The organism is Bradyrhizobium erythrophlei (assembly GCF_900129425.1).
GTDB lineage: Bacteria > Pseudomonadota > Alphaproteobacteria > Rhizobiales > Xanthobacteraceae > Bradyrhizobium > Bradyrhizobium erythrophlei_C.
The window spans coordinates 838770-864378 of record NZ_LT670817.1 but is presented as its reverse complement, the minus strand read 5'-3'; the positions used below and the strand labels follow the sequence as shown (position 1 = coordinate 864378).

The window sequence follows — 25609 nt, the reverse complement described above, 5'->3', positions numbered from 1 at the left end:
AAGCACGGGAGAATGGCCATGTCAGTCGTCAGCGCGGACGTCGAACCGCTCGCCTTCGTCTTTGCGGACGACGGGTCAGTCCCCAACAACCCGATGCCGTTTCTGGTCTACAAGCGGGCGATTTCAGTCGATAGCGACCACCCCGAGAAAACAATCGAGGGACTGTTCGGCGCCAATGGCTGGGGCGATATGTGGCGCAACGGCGTCTACGATTACCTGCACTATCACGCGACGGTGCACGAAGCGCTCGGCGTCGCGCGCGGCCATGCCCGGGTCCGCTTCGGCGGCGACGGCGGCAAGGAATTCGAGATCGCGGCCGGCGATGTCGCCATTCTCCCCGCCGGCACCGGCCATCAATGCCTGTCGGCGAGTTCTGATTTTTCCGTGGTCGGGGCGTATCCGCCCGGCCCGAAAATGCACGTCACGCGGCCGACGCCCGAAAATCACCGGAAAGCGCTGAAGACGATTCCGGCGGTCAAACTGCCGAAGACCGACCCGGTGATGGGGGCAGATGGTCCGCTGGTGAGGTTGTGGAAGCGGCGCTAATTGCGCGTGCCCTCTTTCCTTCTCCCCTTGCGGGAGAAGGTGGCAGCCGAAGGCTGCCGGATGAGGGGTTCTGTCCGCGAGCGAAGCGCTTGCGGAGCCAACCCCTCACCGCAGCGAAATTGTTGTTGGCGCCAGTGATGCCCTCTCCCGCAAGGGGAGAGGGCGATGCGACTGGCGCCGATTCTTTTCTTTGCCCTTTCCACTCGAGGCTTTGCGCAAAGCGAGCCAGCAACCGCATCTACGCCGCGTTGCTGCCTTCCTGGCGGCTGGCTTCGAACAGGAACCAGGTGCGGCGTTCGGTTTCGTCGATGAAGGTTTCCAATAGCCCGGCGGTACCGGAATCCTTGTGGTCGTCGCAGAGTTCGTGGGCCTTTCGCATCGCGGCGGCCATGTGCTTGTTGTCCTCCATCAGCTCGCGCAGCATCTCGCGCGGCGGGACATATTCTTCGTTGTTGTCCTTGATGGTCTGCAATTTGCTGACCTGACCGATCGAGCGCAGCGTGGTGCCGCCGAGCTTGCGGACGCGTTCGGCGAGTTGATCGGTGCTCGCGAAGATCGCATCCGATTGGTCGTCGAGCATCAGATGATAGTCGTGGAAGTGCCGTCCGCTGACATGCCAGTGGAAATTCTTGGTCTTCAGGTAGAGCGCGAAGGCATCCGCCAGCAGCACGTTGAGGGCCGCCGAGATCTTCTCGACCGCCGCCGGCGGCAGATCAGTGGGCGTATCGAGATCGGGAGACACTTTGTCAGACTTGGCTTTGCTCACGATGCACCTTCCTGTTAGGAAACCCGGACATTGACGGCGTTGGACACCGGCCGCCGGACCATCTAACGCATCATGTAGATGCCGGTTCCCCCGCCGGAACCCCTGTTTTGCCGGACTCCCGCGACCATGGACGATTGGATCGACTACTACGATTCCACGCATACGATTTATGCGAGCAGGCTGCATCGCGACCTGCATTTTCAGCTGATCGCCAGGGACATCATCGGCTACATCCCATCAGCCGATGCGGTGGTGCTGGATTATGCCTGCGGCGAGGCCTTGTCAGCCGCACGGGTAGCGGAGGCCTGCGGCAAGCTCTACCTCGCCGAGCCCGCGCCGGGCGTGCGCGGCCGGCTGATCGCCCGGTTTGCCCCGAACACCAAAATCAGGGTCCGTTCGCTCGATGATTTGCGGAAAATGGAGGAAAATTCCATCGATCTCGCGGTGATGAATTCGGTGGTCCAATACATGGCGCCGGGCGACCTCGATCAGGCTTTCGCGGTGATCCGGCGGCTATTGAAACCGGGCGGCCGGCTGGTGCTGGGCGACGTTTTGCGCCCTGAGGTCGGCATGGCCAGAGACGTGATCGCGCTGCTGCGCTTCGCGGCGACCCATGGCTTCCTCAAAGACGCCCTGATCGGGCTGGTCTCAACCGCATTGTCGGACTACCGGCAATTGCGCGCGCGCGTCGGGCTGCAGCGTTACGGCGAAACCGAGATGGTCGCGAAGCTCGCGGCAGCCGGATTTACCGCCTCGCGCGCCCATTCCAATATCGGGCACAATCCATGGCGGATGACGTTCGTGGCGTGGCCCGCGTTTTAGTCGGCGCCGACCGGTTATCCTTAATCAGCGGTAAACATGGCCCGCCCCGGCGTGATCGGCGATAACGGGATCGGCCCGGTGGCGGAAAGCGTCGACGCGGGAGCAGTGCATTGCTCTTTATCCTGGTTCAAATCCAGGCCGGGCCTCCAGCCTTCGCTGCTCCGCAGCTTCGGCTCGGCAAGCCGCTTCCCGCCTTCCGACGAAGGCTGCCGCGCCGTAGCTCGAAGAGCGTAGGCGGGTTCCGCGGGTTCAAACGCCCAAATGCCGGTTGATGGGGCCTTTAAGGCTCTTTCGCGGTTGCGGAATCTGTTCTAAAGACCACCCCGCGCGCAAGGGCAACCTGGCGCTAGGGGTCAAGGGACGCGCGGTATGCGCGCCCTTTTTTTGTGCCTAATTCCCTGTCCGTGAGACTTGATGCCCAAAAGAACCGACATTTCCACCATCCTGATCATCGGCGCCGGTCCCATCGTGATCGGCCAGGCCTGCGAATTCGATTATTCCGGCACCCAGGCGGTCAAGACGCTGAAGGAAGAGGGCTATCGCATCGTCCTGGTCAATTCCAATCCGGCCACCATCATGACCGACCCGGAATTGGCCGACGCCACCTATATCGAGCCGATCACGCCGGAAATCGTTGCCAAGATCATCGAGAAGGAACGGCACGTCGTTCCCGGCGGCTTTGCGCTGTTGCCCACCATGGGCGGCCAGACCGCCCTGAACTGCGCGCTGTCGCTGCGCAAGCAAGGAACTCTCGCCAAGTTCGACGTCGAGATGATCGGCGCCACCGCCGACGCCATCGACAAGGCCGAGGATCGCGGCCGTTTCCGCGAAGCCATGACCCGGATCGGGCTGGAAACGCCGCGCTCGGTGCAGATCAAGAATTTGCCGGACGGCCTGCGTGCGCTCGACGACATCGGCCTGCCCGCGATCATCCGCCCCTCCTTCACCATGGGCGGCACCGGCGGCGGCATCGCCTACACCAAGGCCGAGTTCATCGAGATCGTCGAACGCGGCATCGACGCCTCCCCCACCGACGAAGTCCTGATCGAGGAATCAGTGCTGGGGTGGAAAGAGTTCGAGATGGAGGTGGTGCGCGACAAAAAAGACAATTGCATCATCATCTGCTCGATCGAGAACCTCGATCCGATGGGCGTGCACACCGGTGATTCCATCACGGTGGCGCCGGCGCTGACCTTGACCGACAAGGAATACCAGATCATGCGCGACGCCTCGCTGGCGGTGCTGCGCGAGATCGGGGTCGAGACCGGCGGCTCCAACGTGCAGTTCGGCGTCAATCCGGCCGACGGCCGCATGGTCGTGATCGAGATGAATCCGCGGGTGTCGCGCTCCTCGGCGCTGGCGTCGAAGGCGACCGGTTTTCCGATCGCAAAGGTCGCCGCCAAGCTCGCGGTCGGCTACACCCTCGACGAAATCGCCAACGACATCACCGGCGGCGCCACGCCGGCCTCGTTCGAGCCGACCATCGACTACGTCGTGGTCAAGATCCCGCGCTTTGCGTTCGAGAAATTTCCCGGCGCCTCCACCACGCTGACCACCTCGATGAAATCGGTCGGCGAAGTGATGGCGATCGGCCGCACCTTCCAGGAAAGCCTGCAAAAGGCGCTGCGCGGCCTGGAAACCGGGCTGACCGGGCTCGACGAAATCGAGATCGAGGGTCTCGGCCGCAGCGACGACAAGAACGCGGTCCGCGCCGCGCTGGGCACGCCGACGCCGGACCGTCTGTTGCAGGTGGCGCAGGCGATGCGGCTCGGCTGGAGCAACGAGGAAATCTTCACCTCCTGCAAGATCGATCCGTGGTTTCTGGCGGAGATGCGCGGCATCGTCGAGATGGAGAGCAAGATCAAGAACAGCGGCCTGCCCGCCAACGCGTTCGGGATGCGCAGCCTCAAGGCGATGGGTTTCTCCGACGCCCGGCTGGCGGTGCTGGCGCAGACCACCGAGGCCGCCGTGACGGCGCAGCGCCGCGCGCTCGGGGTGCGCCCCGTGTTCAAGCGCATCGACACCTGCGCCGCCGAGTTCGCCTCGCCGACCGCCTATATGTATTCGACCTATGAATCGCCGTTCGCCGGCGTGCTCGCCGACGAGAGCGCGCCGTCCGACAAGAACAAGGTCATCATTCTCGGCGGCGGCCCGAACCGGATCGGCCAGGGCATCGAGTTCGATTACTGCTGCTGCCATGCGTGCTTTGCGCTGCACGACGCCGGTTATGAAACCATCATGATCAACTGCAATCCGGAAACGGTGTCGACCGACTACGACACCGCCGATCGATTGTACTTCGAGCCGCTGACGGCAGAGGACGTGCTCGAAATCATCGCCACCGAGCGCAAGAACGGCACCCTGCACGGCGTGATCGTGCAGTTCGGTGGCCAGACCCCGCTGAAACTCGCCCGCGCGCTGGAGGCGGCCGACGTGCCGATCCTCGGTACCTCGCCCGACGCCATCGATCTGGCCGAAGACCGCGACCGCTTCAAGCGCGTGCTCGACAAGCTTCGGCTGAAGCAGCCGAAAAACGGCATCGCCTATTCGGTCGAGCAGGCGCGGCTGGTGGCCGCCGATCTCGGACTGCCGCTGGTGGTGCGTCCGTCCTATGTGCTCGGCGGCCGCGCCATGCAGATCATCCGCGAGGAAAGCCAGCTCGGCGACTACCTGCTCGGCACCCTGCCCGAGCTGGTGCCGGGTGACGTCAAGGCGCGTTATCCCAACGACAAGACCGGCCAGATCAATACCGTACTCGGCACCAATCCGCTGCTGTTCGACCGTTATCTGACCGACGCCATCGAGATCGACGTTGACTGCCTGTGCGACGGCGAGGACACCTTCATCGTCGGCATCATGGAGCATATCGAGGAAGCCGGCATTCACTCCGGCGACTCCGCCTGCTCGCTGCCGCCGCATTCGCTCGACGCCCAGATGATCGGCGAACTGGAGCGGCAGACCCGCGAACTGGCGCTCGGCCTCGACGTGGTCGGACTGATGAATGTGCAATACGCCATCAAGGACGGCGACATCTACGTGCTCGAGGTCAATCCGCGGGCGTCGCGAACGGTGCCGTTCGTCGCCAAGGTGATCGGCATGCCGGTGGCGAAGATCGCCGCCCGGCTGATGGCCGGCGAGAAGCTCGCGGACTTCAAATTGAAGAAGCGCAAGCTCGGCCATGTCGGCGTCAAGGAGTCGGTATTTCCGTTCGCCCGCTTCCCCGGCGTCGATACCGTGCTCGGCCCGGAGATGCGCTCGACCGGCGAGGTGATGGGCATCGACCGCTCGTTCGAAGTGGCGTTCGCCAAAAGCCAGATCGGCGGCGGCACCCGGGTGCCGCGCAAGGGCACGGTGTTCGTTTCCGTCCGCGAGATCGACAAGGTCAGGATCGCCGAAGCGGTGCGGCTATTATACTCGCTGGGTTTCAAGGTGATGGCCACCTCGGGCACGCAGCGTTTCCTGACCGATTTCGGCATCCCGACCGAAAAAGTGAACAAGGTGCTGGAGGGGCGGCCGCATATCGTCGACGCCATCATGAACGGCGACATCCACCTGGTGTTCAACACCACGGAGGGGCCGCAGGCGCTGGCCGACAGCCGCTCGTTGCGACGCGCTGCCCTCTTGCATAAAGTGCCATATTACACCACTCTTTCGGGGGCCGTGGCGGCCGCGCAGGGCATCCGCGCCTATCTGGACGGGGACCTTGAGGTCCGCACGCTGCAGAGTTATTTTTCTTCCGAACCCTGATCGCTGTGGCCGGGCTGGAACGCCCGCTAACCGATTGGCAATAAAGGCGGTATGGCTGGAACTCACCGGCCATGCGGATGTTCTGTTTCGGCGCTTACCGCCCCGAAAATGCAATCTGAAAAGCGTCTCGTGCGTGCTGCCAGATGGCGCGCGCGATTGAAGGATTAGAGAGATGATGGAAAAGGTTCCGATGACCGCCGGCGGCTATGCCGCCCTTGAGGTCGAATTGAAGCAGCGCCAGTCGGTGGAGCGTCCGCGCATCATCGAGCATATCGCCGAGGCGCGCTCGCATGGCGACCTTTCGGAGAACGCGGAATATCACGCCGCGAAGGAAGAGCAGGCCCACAACGAAGGCCGTATCGCCGAGCTGGAAGACAAGCTTGCGCGCGCCGATATCATCGATATCAGCAAGCTCTCCGGGGACACCATCAAGTTCGGCGCGACCGTCACGCTGGTCGACGAGGATACCGACAAGAAAGCGGTGTGGCAGATCGTCGGCGAGCCGGAAGCCGACGCCAAGAAGGGCCGCATCTCCATCACCTCGCCCCTGGCGCGCGCGCTGATCGGCAAGAAGAAGGGCGCCTCCGTCGAAGTCGTCGCCCCCGGCGGCGCCAAGGCCTATGAGATCACCAAGGTCGAGTGGCGCTAGCACCGGCGTCTTGAATTTCGCGAACTGACAAAGGGCCGGGATCATTCCCGGCTTTTTGTCTTGAGACCGCCTCCCTGCCGGCCGGCAACACTTTGCCGGCCGCATTATTCCTATGCTGCCCTGCGGTACGTTGCCTATTTTGTTATGGCGAAATGCTTTCCCTCTGAGCCGCGACACGATACGAATCGAGCGCGTCGAACCTTTGGGGGACTATCATGAATGAAAAATTCGCGGCGTGGACGCCGCGTGCGTTGAGCGTGTTTCGCATCATCACGGGACTGATGATCATCGAGCACGGCATGGCCAAGATCATCGGCTGGCCCGTGGTACCGGCCTTTGCCAACCTGCAGCCGTTTTCGCTGATCGGCGCCGCCGGCTTCATCGAGCTGATCGGCGGCGCGCTCCTGATCCTCGGTCTTTTTACCCAGCCGGCGGCTTTCATCCTCTCCGGCGAAATGGCCGTCGCCTATTTTATGGTTCATGCGCCGAAGAGCTTTTATCCGCTGGTCAACGGCGGCACGCTCGCCATCATGTACTGCTTTGCCTGCCTCTATCTTTCGACCGCGGGCGCAGGACCGTGGAGCGTCGACGCTGCGATGAAACGGAATTGAGGGGGCGATCATGGACAAGTTCAACAAATTGCTTGCGGCCGGGGAGCCGATGGTTCTCAGCATCTTGCGCATCATCACCGGCCTGTTGCTGTTTCAGTTCGGCGTGGCGAAGCTTTTGAAATTTCCGCCGGTGCCGATGTTCGAGAAAGTGCAGGCGCTTTCGTTGTTCGGCACCGCCGGGATGGTTGAGTTGGTTTTTGGCGGACTTTTGATCCTCGGCCTGTTCTCGCGACTCGCGGCCTTTATCCTGTGCGGCGAAATGGCATTCGCCTATTTCATCGAGCATTTTCCGCGGAATTTCATCCCGCTGCTCAACAGCGGCAACCTCGCGATCATGTTCTGCTTCGCTTGCCTCTATCTCACCTGCGCCGGCGGCGGCCCGTTGAGCCTCGATGCGGTGATGCGCGGCAAACGCTGAGGACGCGCTCGCCCTACTATGCTGTCATTCCGGGGCGACGCGAAAGCGTCGAACCCGGAATCTCGATATTCCCCGATGTGCAATTGCAAATCCGAGGTTCGCGCTGGCGCGCGCCCCGGAATGACGCTGGCGTCAGCTCCGAACCTTGAATTCCAGCGGCACCGCGGCTTCATATTTTGAATTGTGCAGCACTAGCGATGTCCTGACATTGCGCACATGCGGCGCCCCGGTCAGGTGCGCGACGAAATCCTGGAACGTCGCCATGTCGGGCGCGACGCATTTCAGGATGAAGTCGACTTCGCCCGACAGCATCCAGCACTCCCGCACCAGCGGCTCGGCGCGCACGAATTCCTCGAACGCGCGCAGATCGGCGTCGGCCTGGCTGGAAAGATGCACCGACGCGAACACCGTGACGTCGAAGCCGAGCCGGCGCGGATCCAGCAGCCCGCGATAGCCCTGAATGTATCCCTCCTCCTCCAGCGTTCGCACCCGGCGCAGGCAGGGCGGCGGCGAAATGCCGACGCGCTTGGCCAGTTCAACATTGGTGATTCGGCCGTCGGCCTGGATTTCGCTGAGGATTTTAAGGTCGATTTCGTCAAGATTCTTCGACACGCGGGTCCAGGTCCTGGGCTGAGAAAGCGTAGCGGCAATATCGGCAACTCTCTTAGCGCAGCTGGCTGGCCTTGCGCAATTTTATTGCGCGTGCGCTGCGCCATTTATCGCAGTTGCGGGGAAATTTCGCCGATATGGATTGCAATTCTTGCATAGCTCGCCAGATATTCTAGACTTGGATTTGACACCTTAGGCGTCGCCGCGATGAGTTTCCGGGCGCTTTCCACTCAAACACTGACCAAATTCCGTTAAGAGAGGGATCTGCCCATGCCTGCCCCCATCCACGCCAAGGTCGTCATCATCGGTTCCGGCCCGGCCGGCTATACCGCCGCGATCTATGCCGCCCGCGCCATGCTGGAACCCGTGCTGATCCAGGGCATCCAGCCCGGCGGCCAGCTCACCATCACCACCGACGTGGAAAATTACCCGGGCTTCGCCGACGTCATCCAGGGCCCCTGGCTGATGGAACAGATGGAGAAGCAGGCCGCCCATGTCGGCACCAAGATCGTCACCGATCTCGTCGTCAAGCTCGATCTCGCGCATCAGCCGTTCCGGCTGACCTGCGACAGCGGCGACGTCTATCTGGCCGAAACGGTCATTCTCGCCACCGGCGCGCAGGCGCGCTGGCTGGGCACGCCGTCGGAAGAAAAATTCAAGGGTTTCGGCGTGTCGGCCTGCGCGACCTGCGACGGATTTTTCTATCGCGGCAAGGAAGTCGTGGTGGTCGGCGGCGGCAACACCGCGGTCGAGGAAGCGCTGTTTCTCACCAATTTCGCCTCACGCGTGACCATCGTGCATCGCCGCGATCACTTCCGCGCCGAGCGCATCCTGCAGGAGCGGCTGTTCAAGCATCCCAAGATCGCGGTGGTCTGGGACAGCGCCGTCGACGAAATCTGCGGCACCGAGAACCCGGGCAAGGTCACCCATGTCAGGTTGAAGAACGTCAAAACCGGCCGCTTGAGCGAACTGCCGGCGGACGGCGTCTTCATCGCGATCGGGCACGCGCCGGCGACGGAGCTGGTCCTCGGCCAGATCAAGCTGAAACCGTCCGGCTATGTCGAGGTGGCGCCGAACTCGACCGCGACCTCGGTGCCCGGCGTATTCGCCGCCGGCGACGTCGCCGACGAAACCTACCGGCAGGCCGTCACGGCCGCAGGCCTTGGCTGCATGGCTGCGCTTGAGGCCGAACGCTTTATCGCCTTGCGCGCGAGCGATCGCGCGGCGGCAGAATAATCATGGCTCGAACCCGCGACGGATTTACTGATATGGATTGGGACAAGCTGAAGGTGTTTCACGCGGCGGCGGAAGCGGGAAGCTTCACGCATGCCGGCGAGCAGCTTGGCCTGTCGCAATCGGCCGTTTCCCGGCAGGTCAGCGCGCTGGAGCAGGAGCTTTCGGTATCGCTGTTCCATCGTCACGCGCGCGGACTCATTCTCACCGAGCAGGGCGACCTGCTGTTTCGCACCGCCCATGACGTGTTCATGCAGCTGCAGGCGGCGCGGGCGAAACTGACCGACAGCCGCGAGCGGCCGAGCGGCGACCTCAAGATCACGACGCCGCCGGCGCTTGGCATCAACTGGCTGATTCCGCGGCTGCATGAATTCACCGCGCTTTATCCGGAGATCCGGATTTCCATGATCGTCACCGACGAGGACCTCGACCTCTCGATGCGCGAGGCCGATGTGGCGATCCGCACCCGCAAGCCGACCCAGCCCGATCTGATCCAGCGCAAGCTGTTCTCGATCGGCTTCCATGCCTATTGCTCGCCGGAATACATCAAGCGCTTCGGCACACCGCGTACCCTCGACGACCTCGACGCCCATCGCATCATCATGCTGAGCGATTCCCAGGTTCCGGCGCATCTTGCGAACCGCAGCTGGCTGATCGATGCCGGCCGCAATGGCTCCGGGCCGCGCGAGGCGTTTTTCAAGGTCAACAACATCCTTGGACTGGTGCGCGCGTGCCAGCAGGGACTCGGGATCGCGGCGCTGCCGGACTATCTGGTGGAGGAAAATAACCGCCTGGTGCAGCTGTTTGGAGAATCCGATTCTATTCAGCTCGATACCTACTTCGTCTATCCCGAAGAGTTGAAGACGGTGGCGCGGGTGCAGGTGTTCCGCGACTTCGTGGTGAGCAAAGCGCAGCGCTGGCCATCGTGATTATCACTCGATAAGCCCCCGATCCCCGCATGACTGACATGCGGAGCGAATGGTTGCCGCACGTCGCCAACGGGGATCATAATGTTTGTACGCTGAGCATTCGCGTTGCGCATTTGTCCCCCTCCTCCAGTGGCGCGGGCGTTCAGTAATCCCTCTTGGAAGGTGATTGTGTCGGCCTCACGTGGCCAATACCTTAAGCCGGGCTCTCTGGAGCCCGGCTTTTTTTTGCAGCGCATCCGCGCGGGCACCCGGCTTCGCAGTTTCCGGCCGTTGACAGCTTCGGCGTCGCCCACCATCATCCCCCAATGATCACGAATCCGTGCACTGTCACGCTGTCGAAAAAAGCTCCACTTGCGGGGAGTTCGGATCGACGCATGCGATAGGCCTTGTGTTTCGCACCGATCTGCAAAACCCCGCCGTCCGGACGGGGTTTTTTCATGCCCCGTCTCCGACTCAACCCTAGGGAGAATGGACCATGAACGACCTTCGGACTTCCGACCTTCGAACTTGCCTGCAGGGCCTCTGGCTGCCGCTGATCACGCCGTTTTGCAATGGCGAGCTTGACGAGCCGTCGCTGCGGCGGCTGGTGCGGCACTACGCCAATTTGCCCGTCAACGGACTGGTTCTTGCGGCCACGACCGGCGAAAGCCTGACGCTGGAGCCCGCTGAGACCGAACGGCTGGTCTTCACCGTGCGGGACGAAGCCAGCAAGCTTCCAGTCTGCCTCGGCCTGTCCGGCAGCAACACACGTGCATTACTGGATGCCCTGCAGCGAACAGCGGCGTGGCCGATCGACGCCTATCTGATTTCCTGCCCGTATTATTCGCGGCCGTCGCAGCGCGGCCTGGAGCTGCACTTCACCGCGCTTGCGGATCATGCCGCGCACCCGGTGATGATCTACAACATTCCCTACCGGACCGGCGTCAATCTCGGCAACGAAGCGATGCTGCGGTTGGCGGCTCATCCCAACATCGTCGGGCTGAAGGATTGTTCGGCGGATCGCACCCAGTCGCTCGATCTGTTGCGCCGGCGACCGGATGACTTCGCGGTGTTCACCGGCGAGGATGCGCAGTATCAGGAAGCGCTGGCCGATGGCGCCGACGGCGGCATTTTGGCATCTGCGCATGTCGAAACGGAAATTTTTGCCAAGATCTGGCGGCTGATGGCAGCGGGCGAGCGCGCCGCGGCGTTGACGCTCTGGCAATCGGTCGATGAGCTCACGCGGCTGTTGTTTGCCGAGCCGAGCCCGGCGCCGATCAAGTATTGGCTGTGGCGCACCGGACTGATCGAGAGCGCCGAGGTGCGGTTGCCGATGACGGAAGTGAGCACCGAGCTCGCCGCACGTCTCGACAGGGAAATCGAGCGGCGGTCGTCACTGCGAGCCAACGGGTCGCGCGAATGCGCCCGATGACAGGTTCCACGACGAAGCCATCCGGATTTTCTAGGGCACTTTACAGTTCGGTGGCATCATCCTTCGAGACGCATGGCTTCGCGATGCTCCTCAGGATGAGGTCTGAGACCCTCATGGTGAGGAGCGCGGCAACGCCGCGCGTCTCGAACCATCAGGCCCGTTGGGTGCCTGATGGTGGTTCGACACAACTGGAAAATGCGTTAGACATCGGGAAGGTGGCTGTCGCACCATTGCATTACCCATCGTCTCTTATCAGCCGCAACACCGCGAGCATCGAGGTAAAGAACATGGTGAAGAGCATGACCGCGACCGCCATTTCGCGCAAATCCTGGATGCGCCAGATATGGCCGGCGGCATCGGCGACGTCGCCGGCCTGTCCCATAAGCCAAGGGGTCAGGTGCGTGAGCCCCGAGAACGCGTAAAACAAAATTGCGACGAGGCGCAACGCGATATCCCGCCGAGGCAATTGAACATCGCGCCGCCGGGCAAGATACAGGGCAAAGAGCTGATAGAACATCCATGAGGTCAGGAGCCAGCCCAGATAATTCGTGAGCGGAACGCCAAAGTCCGCGCCACCATCGTGCCAAATCCAGGCTTTCGAAATCGTCGCCTCGGGCGGATCCATGACGAAATCCCATTGGGTCATCACGAAGGCGGCGACAAGCGGCAGCGCTATGACATTGAAGCGCTCGTTCAAATTCCGGTCAGCCTCACCGAGCATGGTTGCCGCGACGATCCAGGCGAAATAGCCCATACCGAACCATACGCCGCCAACAATGACGGAAATCATTCCAATGTGGGGTAGTTGCGCACCCACCTCAAAATGATATCGGCCAAAGATCAACCCCGTGGAGCTGCCGATGTTTTCCATCGTGAAAGTTACGGCCATGCAAATGGCGAGCAAGGCCAGCGTATTTTTCAAGCCGTAGCTCAACGCGCAATGGCCCAGAGCGCCCGCAAAACCAATCGCTGCCAGCCCTTGGGCAAAGGGCGTCGGATTCCAGGCAAAGAGGACGACCAAAACCAGATAGGCGACGATAACTCCCCACGCGACAATCCCGCGCCGGGAAAGAGAGAAACTTCCAGCTTCGAGATTCTCCCTCGCAGTCATCGAATGATCCCGAAAAGTCTTGCTCGCCAAAAAGGCTAACACGCATGATCCTTCTTGTGAAACCTGCCCCGGCGCCCCGCGCCGGACAGAACCGGTAGCGCGTCCTCGCCAGCGCTGAGATACGGCTCGGGTAATGACGCGGGCAGACGAAGCGGAGATGACGCGATCGACCTGTCCGCTCAATCCAGTTTCGTACGCGCCAGCCGCAGCGCGTTGCCGATCACGCTGACCGACGACAGCGCCATCGCGGCGGCGCCGACCATCGGCGACAGCAGGATCCCGAAAACGGGATAGAGCACTCCGGCGGCGATCGGGATGCCGGCGGCATTGTACAGAAAGGCGAAGCCGAGGTTCTGGCGGATGTTGCGCATGGTCGCGACCGACAACCGCCGGGCCCGCACGATACCGATCAAATCGCCGGTCAACAGCGTGACCCCGGCGCTTTCGATCGCAACGTCGGTTCCGCCGCCCATGGCAACGCCGACATCGGCGGCGGCGAGCGCCGGCGCGTCATTGACGCCGTCACCGACCATGGCGACGCGGCGGCCTTCCCCGCGCAGCCGCTGCACCACGTCGCTCTTGCGCTCCGGCAGGACGCCGGCCTCGATCTCGTCGATGCCGAGCGTGTTCGCCACCGCGCGCGCGGTGGTGAGGTTGTCGCCGGTCAGCATGACGATGCGCAGACCGTCCTCGCGCAATTTCCGCAGGGCGGCCTTCGCCGAGGATTTCACCGGATCGGCGATGGCGATGATTCCGGCGGCGCGGCCGTCGATCGCCACATAGATCGCGGTGGCGCCGGTTTGGCGCGCGGCCTCGGCGGCGGCATCGAGATCCCGTGTGACGATGTTCAGTTCGCTCATCAGCATCGCGTTGCCGAGCGCGATTTTCTTGCCGTCGACGACACCGGTCGCGCCCTTTCCGGAAGGCGACGCAAAATCGCCGGCCTCGCCGAGGCTCAGTTGGCGCTCGCCGGCGGCTTTCAGGATCGCTATCGCGAGCGGATGCTCGCTGCCGCGCTCGACACTGGCGGCGAGCCGCAGCAATTCGGCTTCGTCGATGTCGCCTGCGGTGACGATCGACACCACCCGGGGCTTGCCTTCGGTGAGCGTGCCGGTCTTGTCGAGCACGATGGTATCGATGCTCTCGAACCGCTCCAGCGCCTCGGCGTCGCGGATCAGAATTCCTGAATGCGCGCCGCGTCCGACCCCGACCATGATCGACATCGGGGTGGCCAGGCCCAGCGCGCAGGGACAGGCGATGATCAGCACCGTCACGGCCGCGACCAGACCGAACGTGAAGCGCGGCTCCGGCCCGAACATCATCCAGGCCGCGAATGCCAATAGCGCCGCCGCGATCACCGCCGGCACGAACCAGCCGGCGACCTGGTCGGCGAGCCGCTGGATCGGCGCCCGCGAGCGCTGCGCCCGCGCCACCATGTCGACGATCCGCGCCAGCATGGTGTCGCGGCCGATCTTGTCCGCGCGCAGGATCAATCCGCCGCGCTGATTGACGGTACCGCCGATCACCTTGTCGCCCTCGGCCTTCGGCACCGGCATCGACTCCCCGGTCACCATGGATTCATCGACAAAGCTGTGGCCTTCGGTGACGATGCCATCGACCGGAATCTTCTCGCCGGGACGCACCCGCAACAAATCGCCGAGCGCGATCGCATCGATCGCGACGTCCTCGTCACCATCAGACGTGATGCGCCGCGCGGTTTTCGGTGCCAGCCCCAGCAGCGCGCGGATCGCGCCTGACGTGCGCTGGCGCGCCCGCAGTTCCAGCACCTGGCCCAGCAACACCAGAACCGTGATGACGGCGGCCGCCTCGAAATACACCGCGACCATGCCGTTCATGTCGCGAAACGCCGGCGGAAACAGCTGCGGCGCCAGCGTGCCGACCACGCTGTAGAGGAAGGCCACGCCGGTGCCCATCGCGATCAGCGTGAACATGTTGAGATTGCGCGTGGCTTTTTTATCGAGGCTTGATCCGGTCCGAAAACCGGAAAGCCACTTTTCGGGATCAAGCCCTAGCGAGCGCCAGCCGCGAACGAAAAACGGCGCGCCCGCCCACAGCACCACCGGCGTCGAAAGCGCAAACGAGATCCAGTTCGACCACACCGGCGGCACCAGATGCATCAGGCCGAAATCGCTGCCCATCTCGATGACGAACACCGGCAGCGTCAGCGCCAGCGCGATCCAGAACCGCCTGGTCGTGTCGATCAGTTCGGGGTCGGGCGCATCGTCGAGCGAGACCTGTTCGGGCTCCAGCGCCATGCCGCAGATCGGGCAGCTGCCGGGGCCGACCTGCCGCACCTCGGGGTGCATCGGACAGGTGTAGATGGTGCCGGCCGGCGCCGCGGGCTCGGGCTGTTTCGGCTGCAGGTATTTTGCGGGCTCGGCCTCGAAACGCCCGCGGCAGCGCGCCGAGCAGAAGAGATGCTCTTGTCCCTGGTAGGAGAAGCGGTGCTTCGCGGTCTCCCGGTTGACGGTCATGCCGCAGACCGGATCGATGGCCGCGGCTGTTCCGGCGTCCTTGTCTCCGTCGCCGTACTTTCCGCCGCAGCAGGATTGCGCCTTCGCGCCATGGTGATGGCCGGCGTGAGCCGCGCCGGTACCGTGTGCGTGATCCTGATCCACCTGCGCCATCAAAGCTCTCCTGGCCACTTGAATAACATACCCTAGGGGGGTATATGAGCGTGATGAGAACAGAGATCAAGACCTCCTGCCTGAAACGATTGAAACGAATTGAAGGCCAGATCCGGGGCCTCGCCGGGATGGTCGAGGACGACCGCTATTGCATCGACGTGGTGACGCAGATCGCCGCGGCAAAGGCGGCGCTGCGACGGGTCGAGGAGGAAATCCTGCGTGACCACATCGCCCATTGCGTCGAGCATGCGATTTCGTCCGGCGACAAGGCCGATCAGCGCCGCAAGATCGCGGAATTGATGGACGTGGTCGGCCGCGCGGATCGGTAGTTCACGGCGTCAGCGATGGCTGTCGGGGACACCGAGGTCGGCCTTGCACAGGCCGGCCTGGTTAATGCGCGGTGACGCCGGCCTCTCACATTCGAACGGTGCCGCGGCCGTATCTTTAGAATTTGAGGCTTATTGAATCCCCCAACAACCAAGGACGGGGGAAACAATGACCACTTCAGCCATTCAGACGGCCGGCTATCCGACTTCCGAGCGGACCGAACTGATGCAGGATTTTCTTCTGGTATCGTCGTTCGGGCTGTGGGCGGTGCTGCTGGGCCTGACGCCGGTCATGGCCTTCCACATGCTGATGGGAAGCTGACGATCGCGGCAGGGCCTTCCGTGGTTAATCCGCGGTAGCACCCGTGGTCAAATGCGAGCGAAATTGCGACCGGCTTTTTAAAAGCCGGCGTGTATCAAACTCCGCGCAAGAACAAAAAACGCGGGGACGTCGTGAGTACTCAGGATAATCCATTCCCGGAACAGCAAGGCTTTACCACCGAGGACATTCTCTGGTCGATCGGCATCTGGTCGGTGATTCTGGGCCTGTCGCCGGTGATCGTCTTCTATGTGCTGATGGTGGCGTAATTCGCTCGCGCCTCCATCCGCATCCTCCCGTCATAGCAATGACGGGAGGGCGCTATTGGGCGCACACAGCCGAAAAACGCGCGGAGCCCGCGCGTTCTTTGCAGACCGGCAGTGCGGCTGACTACGCCGCCTGCTTGTGCATTGTGCCGCTCGCCGACGCACTGCCGCGGATCGCCTTCACCGAGCGTTCGATCGCAGCCCATAGCCGGCCGATTTCCGCCGCCGCGCGGCCCTCGGCATAATATTCCCGCGCGCCCTCGCCATGGCCGAGCGCCATCAGCAGATCGGCGCGGTTGGTGATCTGGCCGCCCCATACCGGCGCCCGGAACTTGGCCAGCGATTCACGGGCGATGGCAACGATCGGGCTCTCGGCTTCGTCCCTGCGTGCCGGTGCGCCATTGAGCACGACCGCATAGGGCTTGCGCGCGGCGCGGCAGCTCAGAATCGTTTCCTGCACGGCGTTGACGTCGAATACTCCCGGCCGCGCCGGAATAATCACCATCGTGGCATTCTTGATGGCATCTTCCACGACCGCCGACATGTTCGGCGGCGTATCGATGAAGACCCATTCGACGCCGTCGCGCTTGGCGGCGGCGACAATCCCGCTGACGGAATTGACGGCGGTCTTGATCGACGGTTCGTTGGTGCCGCGCAGCTTGTGCCACAGCGTCAGCGACCCCTGCGGATCGGCGTCGATCAGCAGGCACGGCTTGGTTGCTTTATGGACATGCGCAGCGAGATGGGCGGTAAGGGTACTTTTTCCCGTGCCACCTTTACGCGATGCGAAAACAATGACGTTCATACCTTCGCCTCCAGATTGACCCCAGAAGGCGAAAATGAATCAGCGCGCTGATTCGTGGAAGAAAAATTTGCAATTAATTATGGCGAAGCCCTGATTAATCAGCGGCATTGGCTTTTGAGTCACACCGTGCGTTGCAGCAGAGCCGAAAATCGAATCGAGACGGTATCCGGTAACAGCGGTCAAGCGAAATTCCGAGCGTTGATGCGGGATCGGTTTCCACAGACCTAGCCGAGCGTTGCGCTTCATCGGGAGCGAAGCGCCAGGCAAAGGATGAACAAAACGAGTCCGCGGCGGGTCTCAACTCGCCCCCGTCATCCGGGGCGCGCGTTGGCGCGAACCCGGAATCTCGCGATGATCATCTCCAGATTCCGGGTTCAGCCCTGCGGGCTGCCCCGGAATGACACCCCCGCGAGGAATGTCCTGAACGCCCACTTCCCTACTTCACATCGTCCCAACTGGCGCCGTTGAAACGCTGCAATTGCATATAGGTCACCACGCGATAGTCGGTCGGGCTGGTGTTGATGCGGCTGTTCGGCAACAGCAGGCCGGTGCGGAAATCCCGCAAATTCGCCGCCTGCTTCATGATGTTCTCGCGGGTAAGGTTGTCGCCGCACTGCCTCAGCACCTGCTCCATTGTCTGGCCGAAGCTGTAGCCGGCCGCGGTGAGGCTGTCGTTGAGATCGGCGCCGGGCATGTTGGCCTTCATCCACGCGGTCCAGGTCTTGACGTCGGGATCGTCGGCCCATTTGGGATCGGTGACGTCCTTCATGAAGCCAGCGCTCATGATGCCGGTGGACTTGTCGAGGCCGGCCGGCTTGAACGTGGCGCCGACCGACGCCGCGCCAAGATGCAGATAGGTCTCCGGCTTCCATTTCAGGTCGGACATTTTCGAGATCGCCTGCGCCGCCTGCTTGGCATAGGTGAACAGGAACAGCGCGTCGGCGCCGGAATTCTGCAGGATCACCATCTGGCTGTCGATGGTCGGATCGGTCGGCTGAAAGTTCTGCGCGCTGACGATCATCTTGTCGGCGTCTTCGCCGAGGCCTTCCTTGAGACCGTTCAAAAGATCCTTGCCGAAATCGTCGTTCTGGTAGAGCACGGCGACCTTGGGCTTCGAATTGTGGGCGAGCAGGTTCTTGGCATAGAACCTGGCCTCGTCGCGCAAATTCGGCTGCCAGCCCATGGTCCAGGGGAAATGCGCGGGGTCGTTCAGGGCCGACGAGCCGGCGGCGACGAACAGCTGCGGGACGCCCTGCTTGTTCAGGTAGGGCCGGATCGCCATGTTGAGCGGCGTGCCGAGCACGCCGAAGATCAGCGCGACTTCGTCGCCTTCCACCAGGCTGCGCACATTCTCCACCGCCTTCGGCGGCGAGTAGCCGTCGTCGCGGCTGATGAAGGTGATCTTGCGGCCGTTGATGCCGCCCTTGGTGTCGTTGAGCCATTTGAAATAAGCGGCTTCGACCTTGCCGAGCGTGCCATAGGCCGACGCCGGTCCGCTATAGGCGATGGTCTGCCCGATCTTGATCTCGGTATCGCTGACGCCCGGACCATACTGCTTCTGGGCGAGCGCCGCGGGCGCCGACAGTGCCACGAGCGCCGCGACTGCCAGTCCCAATTTCCTGACGAACATGGGCTTCCTCCCGGTTTTTGTTGTGGAGGAAGTGTGAGCGCGGCCGCGGGGGTTGGCAAGCAGATGCCGCTATCGGAAGCAGGGAACGTCTTCTGTAATTTAACATGCTGCACCGCGGTGATGCGTCAGGTTCTCGATTGCACCTTGGACCTTTTCTTCTCAGGGAATCGGAGAAAATTCGGATCGAGCATCGCGAGCAAGTCGATTAAGGCATGCTGGAGATTGGTTAGCCTCTCGTTAGCTTGACCGGATGCGGTTTCGAGCGAAAGAATGTCCGCCTTAATCGCATCAATCAACGGGTTTTTCCCTTTAGTGAAGGTCGTGAGAAACGCACCGTAGCCCATGCATTCCGACGTCTCTCCGTTAGTAGAAATAAGAGCCTCGCCAATTGCTCGTTGCTCACCGGCAAAGATTCGGAGCAAGGGCGGTTGTGCATCCGTCCCCCACAAGCCGTAAATGTTGTCCTGAAGGTCCAAAAGCTCTTTTGTTTTCGAACTTTCTCCTAAGTCGATGAATTGAAGTTTTCTGCGGACCAGTTCAGTCCAACATAAGTATTGCCCGATAAGAAACGCCGTATTGTTGGTGACGTAAGACCTCTCGCGATCATTTCCCCCGACGAGAAACACCTGGATTAGGTTCTGTTCCAAAATGTTATATAGTCGGCTCTGCAAATCGTAGGCTGACCGGGCAAGCGGCTCCCTGAAAATCGAAATTTCTTTCTCTCGCTGAGCAGCAGCTTTAGTTCGATCATTCGCTATCTTTAATTCTTCAATTGCCTTCGTGTTTGCGTCGGAATGGCGAGTGTTGGTCACCGAGCTCCAAATTGTGCCGCCGGCGGAGCCAAGAGCCACAACGCCCGCGATAATCGCCACTACAAGTTCAGTCTTCATATCTTCTTCCCTCTCGCATCAGGCCGAGAGAGACCTTCCTAATGCCATGCTAGACAATACAGCAACCCTTAGTTGTTTCCTAGGCAAGCTCGACGATGATTAATAAGACGTCCGTGACGCCTGTTGCGAGATCGGCGAGGGTTGGCAGACATGATCAGGCCAGCCTGTAATGGCAGAAAATCAGTGGCGACTATCAACTGCAGCGCCAAAACGAACGAAACTATAATCCGTTTTTGTTCTTGCTGCGTCTGGTCGCGCCCGGCCTGGCCGGCTGTTTCGGTTTGCGCGGCTTGACGCTGCCAGGCTTGCGCGACGCCGCCGGCCTGATGCTCAGCGGACTTCCCGCCACGACCGGCGTCACCGCGGACTCCGGTCTGAAGAATACCCGGCACCCCGGAGAGAGCTGCGATTTGTTCCTGATCATGCAGACCGTGACGAGATCGACATCCCGAATCTCGGCGCTGCAAAGCCGAAACGCATCGTCGCTGCAGGCTTGCTGCTCCTCGGGCGTATAGGCCCGGCCTGCCGTCGGGAACGTCGAGCATGAAAACGCCGTGGCCAGCACCAAGCCGAGCTGGAAATTTCCGGACCGGAAAGCAAGCATGATTCCCCCCGAAGCGTTTGTTGACGAATTCTGGGTGAATGGAGCGGGGTTGGCAAGGGCGTGGCAGCACGGGGCGCGCGTTATCTCGTTGTCGGCCATCGCTTCATGCGGAATCGCTCAGGGGCTAACGAAGCCGACCGGCCAGCAAAGTCCGATGATGCGCGATGCAGGACGATCGCTCAGCATCGGCGGTCTGCGAGATGTGAACGGCATGACACGTTCGCTCGCGTTTCCGCTATCGCGTCTAAAGAAGATTTTAATGGAGCGGCCGCGGTTGCTTCCTATCTCGATTGCAAGGGGAAAACAACCATCGACACGGCAACACACGGCAACAAGGACAAGATCATGAAACTCACGGCAATGGCACTAGCTACTGTGTTCGCGCTCTCCGGCACGGCCGCGTTTGCGCACACCTATCATCATAGGTCGGACGCCAATCACTATCGCAATGCGTACGATCAGTACGGCATGAGCGACGAACAGCCGACGTTCCACCTTAGGCCGAACAACGGCAATCCGAACGGCAATCCGGACGGTCCGACCACGTTGAGCGGCACCGGCGACTCCCAGTGGGGTGGCTCGACACCCGGCACCAGCGGCTACAACTAAGAGAAAGCCCCGCATTGCGGGGCTTTTTTGCCAACTTCAGTCTATCCGCGCCACAACCTGTTCAAGCGCAGCGACGAACCGCGGCCACCCAGCCTTGGCACCTTGGTAGGCCTGTTGCTGATCCGGCCGGAAGCCCGACTGCTCCATGCGCAGGTGGGTCCCCGTGCTCGTAGCGGTGAGAGTCCAGGTGACGACACTCTCGAGGCCGTAGGCTCCCCACGTATAAGACAGCGTTTTGTCCGGCTCGACTGCCACGACCTGACAGTCGACAGAGCCCCAGTCGGCGCGAAGATTGAAGCGGTGGTCCACGACAGGCTTGAAATCGTTCTTCATGAGCCACTCCTCGATCAGGTGTGGTTGCGTGAGCGCGCGCCAGATCTTTTCCGGCGGATAAGGTATCTCACGTTCGACAACGACGGAGAGCGTTTCGGGCGCAGGCTTGGTCATTGGTCCATCCTTTTGGGTGATCTTCGAGGTGATCGAACTGGCCTGTGAAACCAGCCAATGACCCGCTTCTCAAGCGCTCTGCGGTCTGTTCCGGGAGCGCGCGGGGCCAGCCGCAGCTCGCACCGACATGTTCAGTGCGACGGCCGCGCGAATGAGCGCCTTCAACGCCCTTTCATCGATCCTGTCGCCCTCGTGGAGATCGATGGCGCGCCTGGTGTTGCCTTCGAGGCTGGAGTTGAACAGGCCTGAAGGGTCCTCCAGCGAGGCGCCTTTGGCGAAGGTCATCTTCACGACATTCTTGTACGTCTCACCGGTGCAGATGATTCCGCCGTGCGACCACACCGGAACCCCTCGCCACTTCCACTCCTCGACCACTTCGGGGTCGGCTTGCCTGATGAGAGTTCGGATTCGAGCGAGCGTCTCGCCGCGCCAATCATTGAGCTCCTTGATTCTCGCATCGATCAGCCGGGAGGGAGAGTCTCCTGCTGTTACTTCCTTCGAGCCGCTCCCCTTCTTCTTCATGGTCGCTGTCGCTCGTTTGGCAACGACGGAGAGCGTTGCGGTCGCAGGTTTGCTCATTGGTCCATCCTTTTGAGGAGATCTTCGAGGTGATCGAACCGGCTTTGCCAGAAGCCGGCCATTTGGCTGGTCCAGTCGATCAGCGGGGACAGGGCGCCGAGCTGCGCGCTATAGTGCGTCTGGCGGCCTTCGTGGCGGTCGCGCACCAGCCCGGCCTGCTTCAGGACCCCGAGATGCTTTGAGACGGCCGGTTGCGAGACCCCGGACTGAGCCGTCAGGGCCCCCACCGTCTGCTCGCCTTCACGGCACAATCGTTCGAACAGAGCCCGCCGGGTCGGATCGGCCAGCGTCCTGAAGAGCAGATTGTGAGCGTTCGGCATTTGGGATCGATAACCTGCTGGCTATGGATTAATATATAACCGCCGAGATATGTGTGAGTCAAACGGGAACGTGGGATGCCGTGTGGCCGATTCCCGCAGCGCCGAAACGCCGATCCGGGTGCGCCGACCTCTCCCCTATGGGAGAGGTAAAGTTTCCTCAACACGCTTTAGCCGCCGAACTCGGAGGCGCTCCTTCCGTTCGACATGAATCCGCCCGCGGACACGCCGGTTGGACCGCCTGGATTGCCGTAGTTCGGATACGAAAAATCCGGTCTGCCCGGCGGTATGGCTCTATGCAAATGATGGGTCCTGACGCTCGGCCTATGACGAACCGTCTTTGCAGGCGCAACCGTACTGGCGAGCGCGAACGCAGAGGCTAATGCTATTGTGGTGAGCTTCATGGTTTCTCCGTCGTTGTTTGCAAAACAACAAATGGAGCCTTTGTTTGATGATTAAGGCTGCGAAGGTCCTCGAGGAGACGACTACCTAACGGCCATAAACAATATTGTTCCTCTGACACAGCCTGCAAAGGTACCTCTTCTGCCATCTCCCCCGATTCAAAATTGAGGAAAATCCGAACGAAATCGAGGATTGTTTCAGAACTCGAGGCTGCGTTTCTGATTGCTCAACTTCGAAGAATAAAAAGGAGCAACAATGCTGACCGAAGCTGATGCCGAACGCAAAGGGTTCGAAGAACGGGAGCGCCGGCGTCGACACGTGCGCGATGATGCGAGGATCAAAGCGCGGCACGATGTGATCCGAAGGCACAAGACCGAATTCCATGGCGAGGCCGCGCGGGCACGATTTGAGGGATTATGAGAATCGATCCATCCGGAACGGATGAGCCTCACGTCAAATTCGATCAGCCACTCGACATCAAGGTGATGACGATCGATGGGACGCGGTGTGGTGAGGGCCGTTTGATCGAAATTTCTGACAGCGAAGCGCAGATCGAGCTAACCGGTCATGTGGCCGAACTGAATGAATTTTTCCTCCTGCTGACCGGGTTCGGCAATCCTGTATTCCGTCGTTGCCGGCGGAAGTGGGTCGATGGTGCACTGATGGGCGTTAATTTCAACAATACTCAAATCAAAATTAAATCGTTGGAAGAAGACGGGCGAGAAGAGGTGGTCCGATAGGCCGCCGCAAGGGGCAAAGCACCGGTCACAAACATAAGTTGTGATCGGAACAATTGTTCACGATGGTTGTTTTAGATGAATGATGTCAAATCCGGTTCAGCAGAGTGATGTTCAAATCGACCGCATTCATAGCGGCGCAGTCTGTGAGGAAGTCGGTGAAAGGCTTTGTCAGGCGCTGGATCGGCAATCCAATGATTTGCCGCCGCGCTTGCTTGCATTGATAGGACAGCTTGCGAAAGCTGAACGGCGGAAAGATCCTGCGAAAACTCGACGGATTTGAACCCATGAAAGATTTTTCAAACGCGTCTTTTCCACCTGAGACCATCGAAGCGATGACGATAGCGATGGAGAGTGCACTCGGTACACTTCCGCATCCCATCAGTTCGGGGCATGTTCAATCGGTCGCCGAGACAATTCTGCGTACAGCCAACGACGGCGAAAGAGACCCAAAGGTCCTGGAGCGCATGGCACTGCTGGAACTTCAGATTTCGCCCCGGCCTTGATCGCCTTGGCCGCCTCGGTCGGCGGCCTCAGTCTTACCGCGCGGAAAGAGACGCGATTGCCAGCACGACAAGCCATCCGACAATGACCAGGGAAGCCACGGCCCCGGCAGTTATTTTAGCTTTCTCTTTCGCGGTATAAGCGCGCATTCAACACCCCGGTTGGCGGCCTCTTTGATTCTACCACAATCCCTAGCGGCTGGACTTATCGTTCCCGTTTTGTTCTAGTCCGCTCATGACCAATGAGCGACCGGCAAGCTGGCGAATGCCCTCCCCGAAGCAGATGGAAAAGCTGGCGCGCGAGGCCGCACGTCAGCCGGATCGCGAGAAGGCGGACCCTGCACCAAGCGATCCGCTGCCGGATGAATTGTGGGATGCGGTCTTGGCCGATCCGCGCGCCGCTGGCAGGCCGCCGCTGCCGATCCAGCAATGCCGCCTCTCGGAAATTCCGCGACACGTGCTGCGCGTCGAATGCATCCGCTGCGCTCGGATCGTCGAAATACAGAAGGCGGATGCGGTCAGATTTTATGGACCGCATGCCGTCTGGAAAGATGTCGGGCAGCGATTGCTCGACCAGACTTGCAGCAACCGCACGGGCCGGCTGGAGGAGGATGGATGCTGGCCGGATTGGAGGAGCTAGGGGCACTTTCCAGTTCAGTGGCATCATCCTTCGAGACGCATCGCTTCGCGATGCTCCTCAGGATGAGGTCTGAGACCCTCATGGTGAGGAGCGCGGCAACGCCGCGCGTCTCGAACCATCAGGCCCGTTGGGTGCCTGATTGTGTTTCGATACAACTGGAAAATGCGTTAGCCGCGACACGCGCAAGGCCTCAGATAACGTTCCCGGCGCCACCTCGTACTCCGCCTCGAACGGCCGCAGTTGGCCGGCGGCGTCGGTCATGGCCGCAGGATGCCACCAATATCACGCATGATGAAGGACGTTATCATACGCAAGAATCATGGAAGGGGTCTCTTGTCTCCGAGCGCAAGTAACTAACCGCCGACGAACGCGACCGTCTCGTCGAGCGGGGCGCGGCCCGTACGGGCGTAACTCACCGTGGGGTCCTCGTACCCGATCGACATGCCGCAGAAGAGGATGAGCCCGTCCGAGGGTGACAGGATCTCCGCGACCGTCTCGCGAACCTGCGACCACGCCATCTGCGGGCAACTGTGCAGCCCCTCGGCGCGGAGCAGCAGCATGACGGTCTGCAGATACATGCCGACGTCGGCCCATTGGGGCCGGCCCAGGTCGCGGTCGATGTAGCAGAACAGGGCGGCGGGCGCGCCGAAACAGTTCCAGTTGCCGATGGCCGCCCGCTGGCGCGCCTCCCAGTCCTCGCGCGCAATGCCGAGCGCGCTGTAGCGCTCCTTGCCGAACGCGGATCGGCGCTCCCCGTACGGGGACTTCAGCGCGGGCGGGTACATCTCGTACTGCCGCTCGTCCCAAGGGTCGCCGTGGCACACGCGTTCGACGGCGCGCGTCTTGAGCTCGGCCAGCGGCGCGCCGGTCAGCACGTAGGTGTTCCACGGCTGGATGTTCGATCCGGACGGCGACCAAGCTGCGGCGGACAGCACGCGCTCAAGCACTTCCCTCGACACAGGCTCGTCTTTGAATCCGCGCACCGCCCGTCGGCTTGTGACTGCCTCATATACGTCCATGATGATCGCCTCCCTA

Annotated in this window: 31 protein-coding genes and 1 tRNA gene; 18 read left to right on the top strand and 14 right to left on the bottom strand. The window is 61.5% G+C overall.

Annotated features, from left to right (window positions below; translation table 11 throughout):
* Positions 1-18: 18 nt before the first annotated feature.
* The gene (locus B5527_RS04225; protein WP_079607053.1) at positions 19-546 is read left to right on the top strand and encodes a hypothetical protein; all 528 of its coding nucleotides are present in this window, start codon (positions 19-21) and stop codon (positions 544-546) included.
* A gap of 238 nt (positions 547-784) precedes the next feature.
* On the opposite strand, the gene B5527_RS04220 is transcribed toward B5527_RS04225, so the two are convergent.
* Entirely contained in the window at positions 785-1312 is a 528-nt protein-coding gene (locus tag B5527_RS04220) for a Dps family protein (protein WP_079600159.1), read from the bottom strand.
* A 126-nt stretch (positions 1313-1438) separates the two neighbouring features.
* On the opposite strand from B5527_RS04220, the gene B5527_RS04215 reads away from it, so the two are divergent.
* From B5527_RS04215 to B5527_RS04195, 6 genes are all read left to right on the top strand, one after another.
* The gene (locus tag B5527_RS04215; RefSeq protein ID WP_079600158.1) at positions 1439-2134 is read left to right on the top strand and encodes a class I SAM-dependent methyltransferase; all 696 of its coding nucleotides are present in this window, start codon (positions 1439-1441) and stop codon (positions 2132-2134) included.
* 72 nt (positions 2135-2206) lie between these two features.
* A tRNA-Ala gene (locus tag B5527_RS43400) sits at positions 2207-2283 on the top strand.
* Positions 2284-2548: 265 nt separating this feature from the next.
* Entirely contained in the window at positions 2549-5881 is a 3333-nt protein-coding gene (gene carB / locus B5527_RS04210) for a carbamoyl-phosphate synthase large subunit (protein WP_079600157.1), read from the top strand.
* 172 nt (positions 5882-6053) lie between these two features.
* The gene (greA, locus tag B5527_RS04205) at positions 6054-6530 is read left to right on the top strand and encodes a transcription elongation factor GreA (RefSeq protein WP_079600156.1); all 477 of its coding nucleotides are present in this window, start codon (positions 6054-6056) and stop codon (positions 6528-6530) included.
* 215 nt (positions 6531-6745) lie between these two features.
* Complete coding sequence (locus B5527_RS04200; protein WP_079600155.1) at positions 6746-7141, top strand: DoxX family protein; 396 nt, start codon at positions 6746-6748, stop codon at positions 7139-7141.
* Positions 7142-7151: 10 nt separating this feature from the next.
* On the top strand, positions 7152-7559 hold the full coding sequence (locus B5527_RS04195) for a DoxX family protein (protein WP_079600154.1): 408 nt from the start codon (positions 7152-7154) through the stop codon (positions 7557-7559).
* A gap of 132 nt (positions 7560-7691) precedes the next feature.
* On the opposite strand, the gene B5527_RS04190 is transcribed toward B5527_RS04195, so the two are convergent.
* A complete protein-coding gene (locus B5527_RS04190; RefSeq protein ID WP_079600153.1) occupies positions 7692-8171 on the bottom strand; it encodes an Lrp/AsnC family transcriptional regulator in 480 nt (159 codons plus the stop codon).
* Positions 8172-8438: 267 nt separating this feature from the next.
* On the opposite strand from B5527_RS04190, the gene trxB reads away from it, so the two are divergent.
* Positions 8439-9404, top strand: coding sequence for a thioredoxin-disulfide reductase (gene trxB, locus B5527_RS04185; protein ID WP_079600152.1), 966 nt, complete (start codon positions 8439-8441; stop codon positions 9402-9404).
* A gap of 2 nt (positions 9405-9406) precedes the next feature.
* Positions 9407-10330 (top strand): LysR family transcriptional regulator, encoded by a 924-nt coding sequence (locus B5527_RS04180; RefSeq protein WP_079600151.1) that lies wholly within the window; start codon positions 9407-9409, stop codon positions 10328-10330.
* 295 nt (positions 10331-10625) lie between these two features.
* On the opposite strand, the gene B5527_RS43395 is transcribed toward B5527_RS04180, so the two are convergent.
* Positions 10626-10769, bottom strand: coding sequence for a hypothetical protein (locus tag B5527_RS43395; protein ID WP_154072003.1), 144 nt, complete (start codon positions 10767-10769; stop codon positions 10626-10628).
* A gap of 36 nt (positions 10770-10805) precedes the next feature.
* Here B5527_RS43395 and dapA point away from each other — a divergent pair, with 36 nt between their 5' ends.
* A complete protein-coding gene (gene dapA / locus B5527_RS04175; protein ID WP_079600150.1) occupies positions 10806-11741 on the top strand; it encodes a 4-hydroxy-tetrahydrodipicolinate synthase in 936 nt (311 codons plus the stop codon).
* A 235-nt stretch (positions 11742-11976) separates the two neighbouring features.
* On the opposite strand, the gene B5527_RS04170 is transcribed toward dapA, so the two are convergent.
* The gene (locus B5527_RS04170; RefSeq protein WP_079600149.1) at positions 11977-12852 is read right to left on the bottom strand and encodes a carotenoid biosynthesis protein; all 876 of its coding nucleotides are present in this window, start codon (positions 12850-12852) and stop codon (positions 11977-11979) included.
* 179 nt (positions 12853-13031) lie between these two features.
* Positions 13032-15500 carry a heavy metal translocating P-type ATPase gene (locus B5527_RS04165; protein ID WP_079600148.1) on the bottom strand — a complete coding sequence of 823 codons (2469 nt, stop codon included), beginning with the start codon at positions 15498-15500 and terminating at the stop codon, positions 13032-13034.
* 53 nt (positions 15501-15553) lie between these two features.
* Between B5527_RS04165 and B5527_RS04160 the strand changes: the two genes are divergently transcribed.
* The 3 genes from B5527_RS04160 (at position 15554) to B5527_RS47020 (ending at position 16414) form a co-directional block, all read left to right on the top strand.
* Entirely contained in the window at positions 15554-15829 is a 276-nt protein-coding gene (locus B5527_RS04160) for a metal-sensitive transcriptional regulator (RefSeq protein ID WP_079607052.1), read from the top strand.
* Positions 15830-15995: 166 nt separating this feature from the next.
* The gene (locus tag B5527_RS45175; RefSeq protein ID WP_172842476.1) at positions 15996-16148 is read left to right on the top strand and encodes a hypothetical protein; all 153 of its coding nucleotides are present in this window, start codon (positions 15996-15998) and stop codon (positions 16146-16148) included.
* A 131-nt stretch (positions 16149-16279) separates the two neighbouring features.
* Positions 16280-16414 carry a hypothetical protein gene (locus B5527_RS47020; RefSeq protein ID WP_276329311.1) on the top strand — a complete coding sequence of 45 codons (135 nt, stop codon included), beginning with the start codon at positions 16280-16282 and terminating at the stop codon, positions 16412-16414.
* Between the two features lie 121 nt (positions 16415-16535).
* On the opposite strand, the gene B5527_RS04155 is transcribed toward B5527_RS47020, so the two are convergent.
* The 5 genes from B5527_RS04155 to B5527_RS04135 all read right to left on the bottom strand — a co-directional run bounded on the left by B5527_RS04155 (position 16536) and on the right by B5527_RS04135 (position 20340).
* Positions 16536-17216 (bottom strand): ParA family protein, encoded by a 681-nt coding sequence (locus B5527_RS04155; protein WP_079600147.1) that lies wholly within the window; start codon positions 17214-17216, stop codon positions 16536-16538.
* A gap of 39 nt (positions 17217-17255) precedes the next feature.
* Complete coding sequence (locus tag B5527_RS04150; RefSeq protein WP_154072002.1) at positions 17256-17399, bottom strand: hypothetical protein; 144 nt, start codon at positions 17397-17399, stop codon at positions 17256-17258.
* 253 nt (positions 17400-17652) lie between these two features.
* The gene (locus tag B5527_RS04145) at positions 17653-18846 is read right to left on the bottom strand and encodes an ABC transporter substrate-binding protein (protein WP_079600145.1); all 1194 of its coding nucleotides are present in this window, start codon (positions 18844-18846) and stop codon (positions 17653-17655) included.
* 125 nt (positions 18847-18971) lie between these two features.
* Positions 18972-19736 (bottom strand): hypothetical protein, encoded by a 765-nt coding sequence (locus B5527_RS04140; protein WP_079600144.1) that lies wholly within the window; start codon positions 19734-19736, stop codon positions 18972-18974.
* Positions 19737-19956: 220 nt separating this feature from the next.
* Positions 19957-20340 carry a hypothetical protein gene (locus B5527_RS04135; protein ID WP_079600143.1) on the bottom strand — a complete coding sequence of 128 codons (384 nt, stop codon included), beginning with the start codon at positions 20338-20340 and terminating at the stop codon, positions 19957-19959.
* Between the two features lie 345 nt (positions 20341-20685).
* Here B5527_RS04135 and B5527_RS04130 point away from each other — a divergent pair, with 345 nt between their 5' ends.
* Positions 20686-20949 (top strand): hypothetical protein, encoded by a 264-nt coding sequence (locus B5527_RS04130; protein WP_154072001.1) that lies wholly within the window; start codon positions 20686-20688, stop codon positions 20947-20949.
* A gap of 36 nt (positions 20950-20985) precedes the next feature.
* Here B5527_RS04130 and B5527_RS04125 read toward each other — a convergent pair whose 3' ends face one another.
* The 3 genes from B5527_RS04125 to B5527_RS04115 form a co-directional block, all read right to left on the bottom strand.
* On the bottom strand, positions 20986-21396 hold the full coding sequence (locus B5527_RS04125; protein WP_079600141.1) for an SRPBCC family protein: 411 nt from the start codon (positions 21394-21396) through the stop codon (positions 20986-20988).
* A gap of 69 nt (positions 21397-21465) precedes the next feature.
* Positions 21466-21918, bottom strand: coding sequence for a DUF1801 domain-containing protein (locus B5527_RS04120; RefSeq protein WP_079607051.1), 453 nt, complete (start codon positions 21916-21918; stop codon positions 21466-21468).
* Positions 21919-21971: 53 nt separating this feature from the next.
* Positions 21972-22295, bottom strand: coding sequence for an ArsR/SmtB family transcription factor (locus tag B5527_RS04115; RefSeq protein ID WP_079600140.1), 324 nt, complete (start codon positions 22293-22295; stop codon positions 21972-21974).
* Between the two features lie 654 nt (positions 22296-22949).
* On the opposite strand from B5527_RS04115, the gene B5527_RS43390 reads away from it, so the two are divergent.
* The 4 genes from B5527_RS43390 to B5527_RS04095 all read left to right on the top strand — a co-directional run bounded on the left by B5527_RS43390 (position 22950) and on the right by B5527_RS04095 (position 24574).
* The gene (locus tag B5527_RS43390) at positions 22950-23114 is read left to right on the top strand and encodes a hypothetical protein (RefSeq protein WP_154071999.1); all 165 of its coding nucleotides are present in this window, start codon (positions 22950-22952) and stop codon (positions 23112-23114) included.
* Entirely contained in the window at positions 23111-23434 is a 324-nt protein-coding gene (locus tag B5527_RS04110; RefSeq protein WP_079600139.1) for a hypothetical protein, read from the top strand. Before B5527_RS43390 ends, B5527_RS04110 begins: the two co-directional genes overlap by 4 nt.
* Positions 23435-23718: 284 nt before the next feature.
* Positions 23719-23937 (top strand): hypothetical protein, encoded by a 219-nt coding sequence (locus tag B5527_RS04100; protein ID WP_079600137.1) that lies wholly within the window; start codon positions 23719-23721, stop codon positions 23935-23937.
* A gap of 262 nt (positions 23938-24199) precedes the next feature.
* A complete protein-coding gene (locus B5527_RS04095) occupies positions 24200-24574 on the top strand; it encodes a hypothetical protein (protein ID WP_245332493.1) in 375 nt (124 codons plus the stop codon).
* A 353-nt stretch (positions 24575-24927) separates the two neighbouring features.
* Here B5527_RS04095 and B5527_RS04090 read toward each other — a convergent pair whose 3' ends face one another.
* Positions 24928-25593, bottom strand: coding sequence for a nitroreductase (locus B5527_RS04090; RefSeq protein ID WP_079607050.1), 666 nt, complete (start codon positions 25591-25593; stop codon positions 24928-24930).
* Between the last annotated feature and the right edge of the window lie 16 nt (positions 25594-25609).

Excerpts from the sequence above, each read along its gene's own strand:
- B5527_RS04225 (WP_079607053.1), top strand. The coding sequence starts at position 19 with ATGTCAGTCGTCAGCGCGGACGTCGAACCGCTCGCCTTCGTCTTTGCG.
- B5527_RS04215 (WP_079600158.1), top strand. The coding sequence starts at position 1,439 with ATGGACGATTGGATCGACTACTACGATTCCACGCATACGATTTATGCG.
- carB (WP_079600157.1), top strand. The coding sequence starts at position 2,549 with ATGCCCAAAAGAACCGACATTTCCACCATCCTGATCATCGGCGCCGGT.
- greA (WP_079600156.1), top strand. The coding sequence starts at position 6,054 with ATGATGGAAAAGGTTCCGATGACCGCCGGCGGCTATGCCGCCCTTGAG.
- B5527_RS04200 (WP_079600155.1), top strand. The coding sequence starts at position 6,746 with ATGAATGAAAAATTCGCGGCGTGGACGCCGCGTGCGTTGAGCGTGTTT.
- B5527_RS04195 (WP_079600154.1), top strand. The coding sequence starts at position 7,152 with ATGGACAAGTTCAACAAATTGCTTGCGGCCGGGGAGCCGATGGTTCTC.
- trxB (WP_079600152.1), top strand. The coding sequence starts at position 8,439 with ATGCCTGCCCCCATCCACGCCAAGGTCGTCATCATCGGTTCCGGCCCG.
- B5527_RS04180 (WP_079600151.1), top strand. The coding sequence starts at position 9,407 with ATGGCTCGAACCCGCGACGGATTTACTGATATGGATTGGGACAAGCTG.
- B5527_RS43395 (WP_154072003.1), bottom strand. The coding sequence starts at position 10,769 with ATGAAAAAACCCCGTCCGGACGGCGGGGTTTTGCAGATCGGTGCGAAA.
- dapA (WP_079600150.1), top strand. The coding sequence starts at position 10,806 with ATGAACGACCTTCGGACTTCCGACCTTCGAACTTGCCTGCAGGGCCTC.
- B5527_RS04170 (WP_079600149.1), bottom strand. The coding sequence starts at position 12,852 with ATGACTGCGAGGGAGAATCTCGAAGCTGGAAGTTTCTCTCTTTCCCGG.
- B5527_RS04165 (WP_079600148.1), bottom strand. The coding sequence starts at position 15,500 with ATGGCGCAGGTGGATCAGGATCACGCACACGGTACCGGCGCGGCTCAC.
- B5527_RS04160 (WP_079607052.1), top strand. The coding sequence starts at position 15,554 with ATGAGAACAGAGATCAAGACCTCCTGCCTGAAACGATTGAAACGAATT.
- B5527_RS45175 (WP_172842476.1), top strand. The coding sequence starts at position 15,996 with ATGACCACTTCAGCCATTCAGACGGCCGGCTATCCGACTTCCGAGCGG.
- B5527_RS04155 (WP_079600147.1), bottom strand. The coding sequence starts at position 17,216 with ATGAACGTCATTGTTTTCGCATCGCGTAAAGGTGGCACGGGAAAAAGT.
- B5527_RS04145 (WP_079600145.1), bottom strand. The coding sequence starts at position 18,846 with ATGTTCGTCAGGAAATTGGGACTGGCAGTCGCGGCGCTCGTGGCACTG.
- B5527_RS04140 (WP_079600144.1), bottom strand. The coding sequence starts at position 19,736 with ATGAAGACTGAACTTGTAGTGGCGATTATCGCGGGCGTTGTGGCTCTT.
- B5527_RS04135 (WP_079600143.1), bottom strand. The coding sequence starts at position 20,340 with ATGCTTGCTTTCCGGTCCGGAAATTTCCAGCTCGGCTTGGTGCTGGCC.
- B5527_RS04130 (WP_154072001.1), top strand. The coding sequence starts at position 20,686 with ATGAAACTCACGGCAATGGCACTAGCTACTGTGTTCGCGCTCTCCGGC.
- B5527_RS04125 (WP_079600141.1), bottom strand. The coding sequence starts at position 21,396 with ATGACCAAGCCTGCGCCCGAAACGCTCTCCGTCGTTGTCGAACGTGAG.
- B5527_RS04120 (WP_079607051.1), bottom strand. The coding sequence starts at position 21,918 with ATGAAGAAGAAGGGGAGCGGCTCGAAGGAAGTAACAGCAGGAGACTCT.
- B5527_RS04115 (WP_079600140.1), bottom strand. The coding sequence starts at position 22,295 with ATGCCGAACGCTCACAATCTGCTCTTCAGGACGCTGGCCGATCCGACC.
- B5527_RS43390 (WP_154071999.1), top strand. The coding sequence starts at position 22,950 with ATGCTGACCGAAGCTGATGCCGAACGCAAAGGGTTCGAAGAACGGGAG.
- B5527_RS04110 (WP_079600139.1), top strand. The coding sequence starts at position 23,111 with ATGAGAATCGATCCATCCGGAACGGATGAGCCTCACGTCAAATTCGAT.
- B5527_RS04100 (WP_079600137.1), top strand. The coding sequence starts at position 23,719 with ATGAAAGATTTTTCAAACGCGTCTTTTCCACCTGAGACCATCGAAGCG.
- B5527_RS04095 (WP_245332493.1), top strand. The coding sequence starts at position 24,200 with ATGCCCTCCCCGAAGCAGATGGAAAAGCTGGCGCGCGAGGCCGCACGT.
- B5527_RS04090 (WP_079607050.1), bottom strand. The coding sequence starts at position 25,593 with ATGGACGTATATGAGGCAGTCACAAGCCGACGGGCGGTGCGCGGATTC.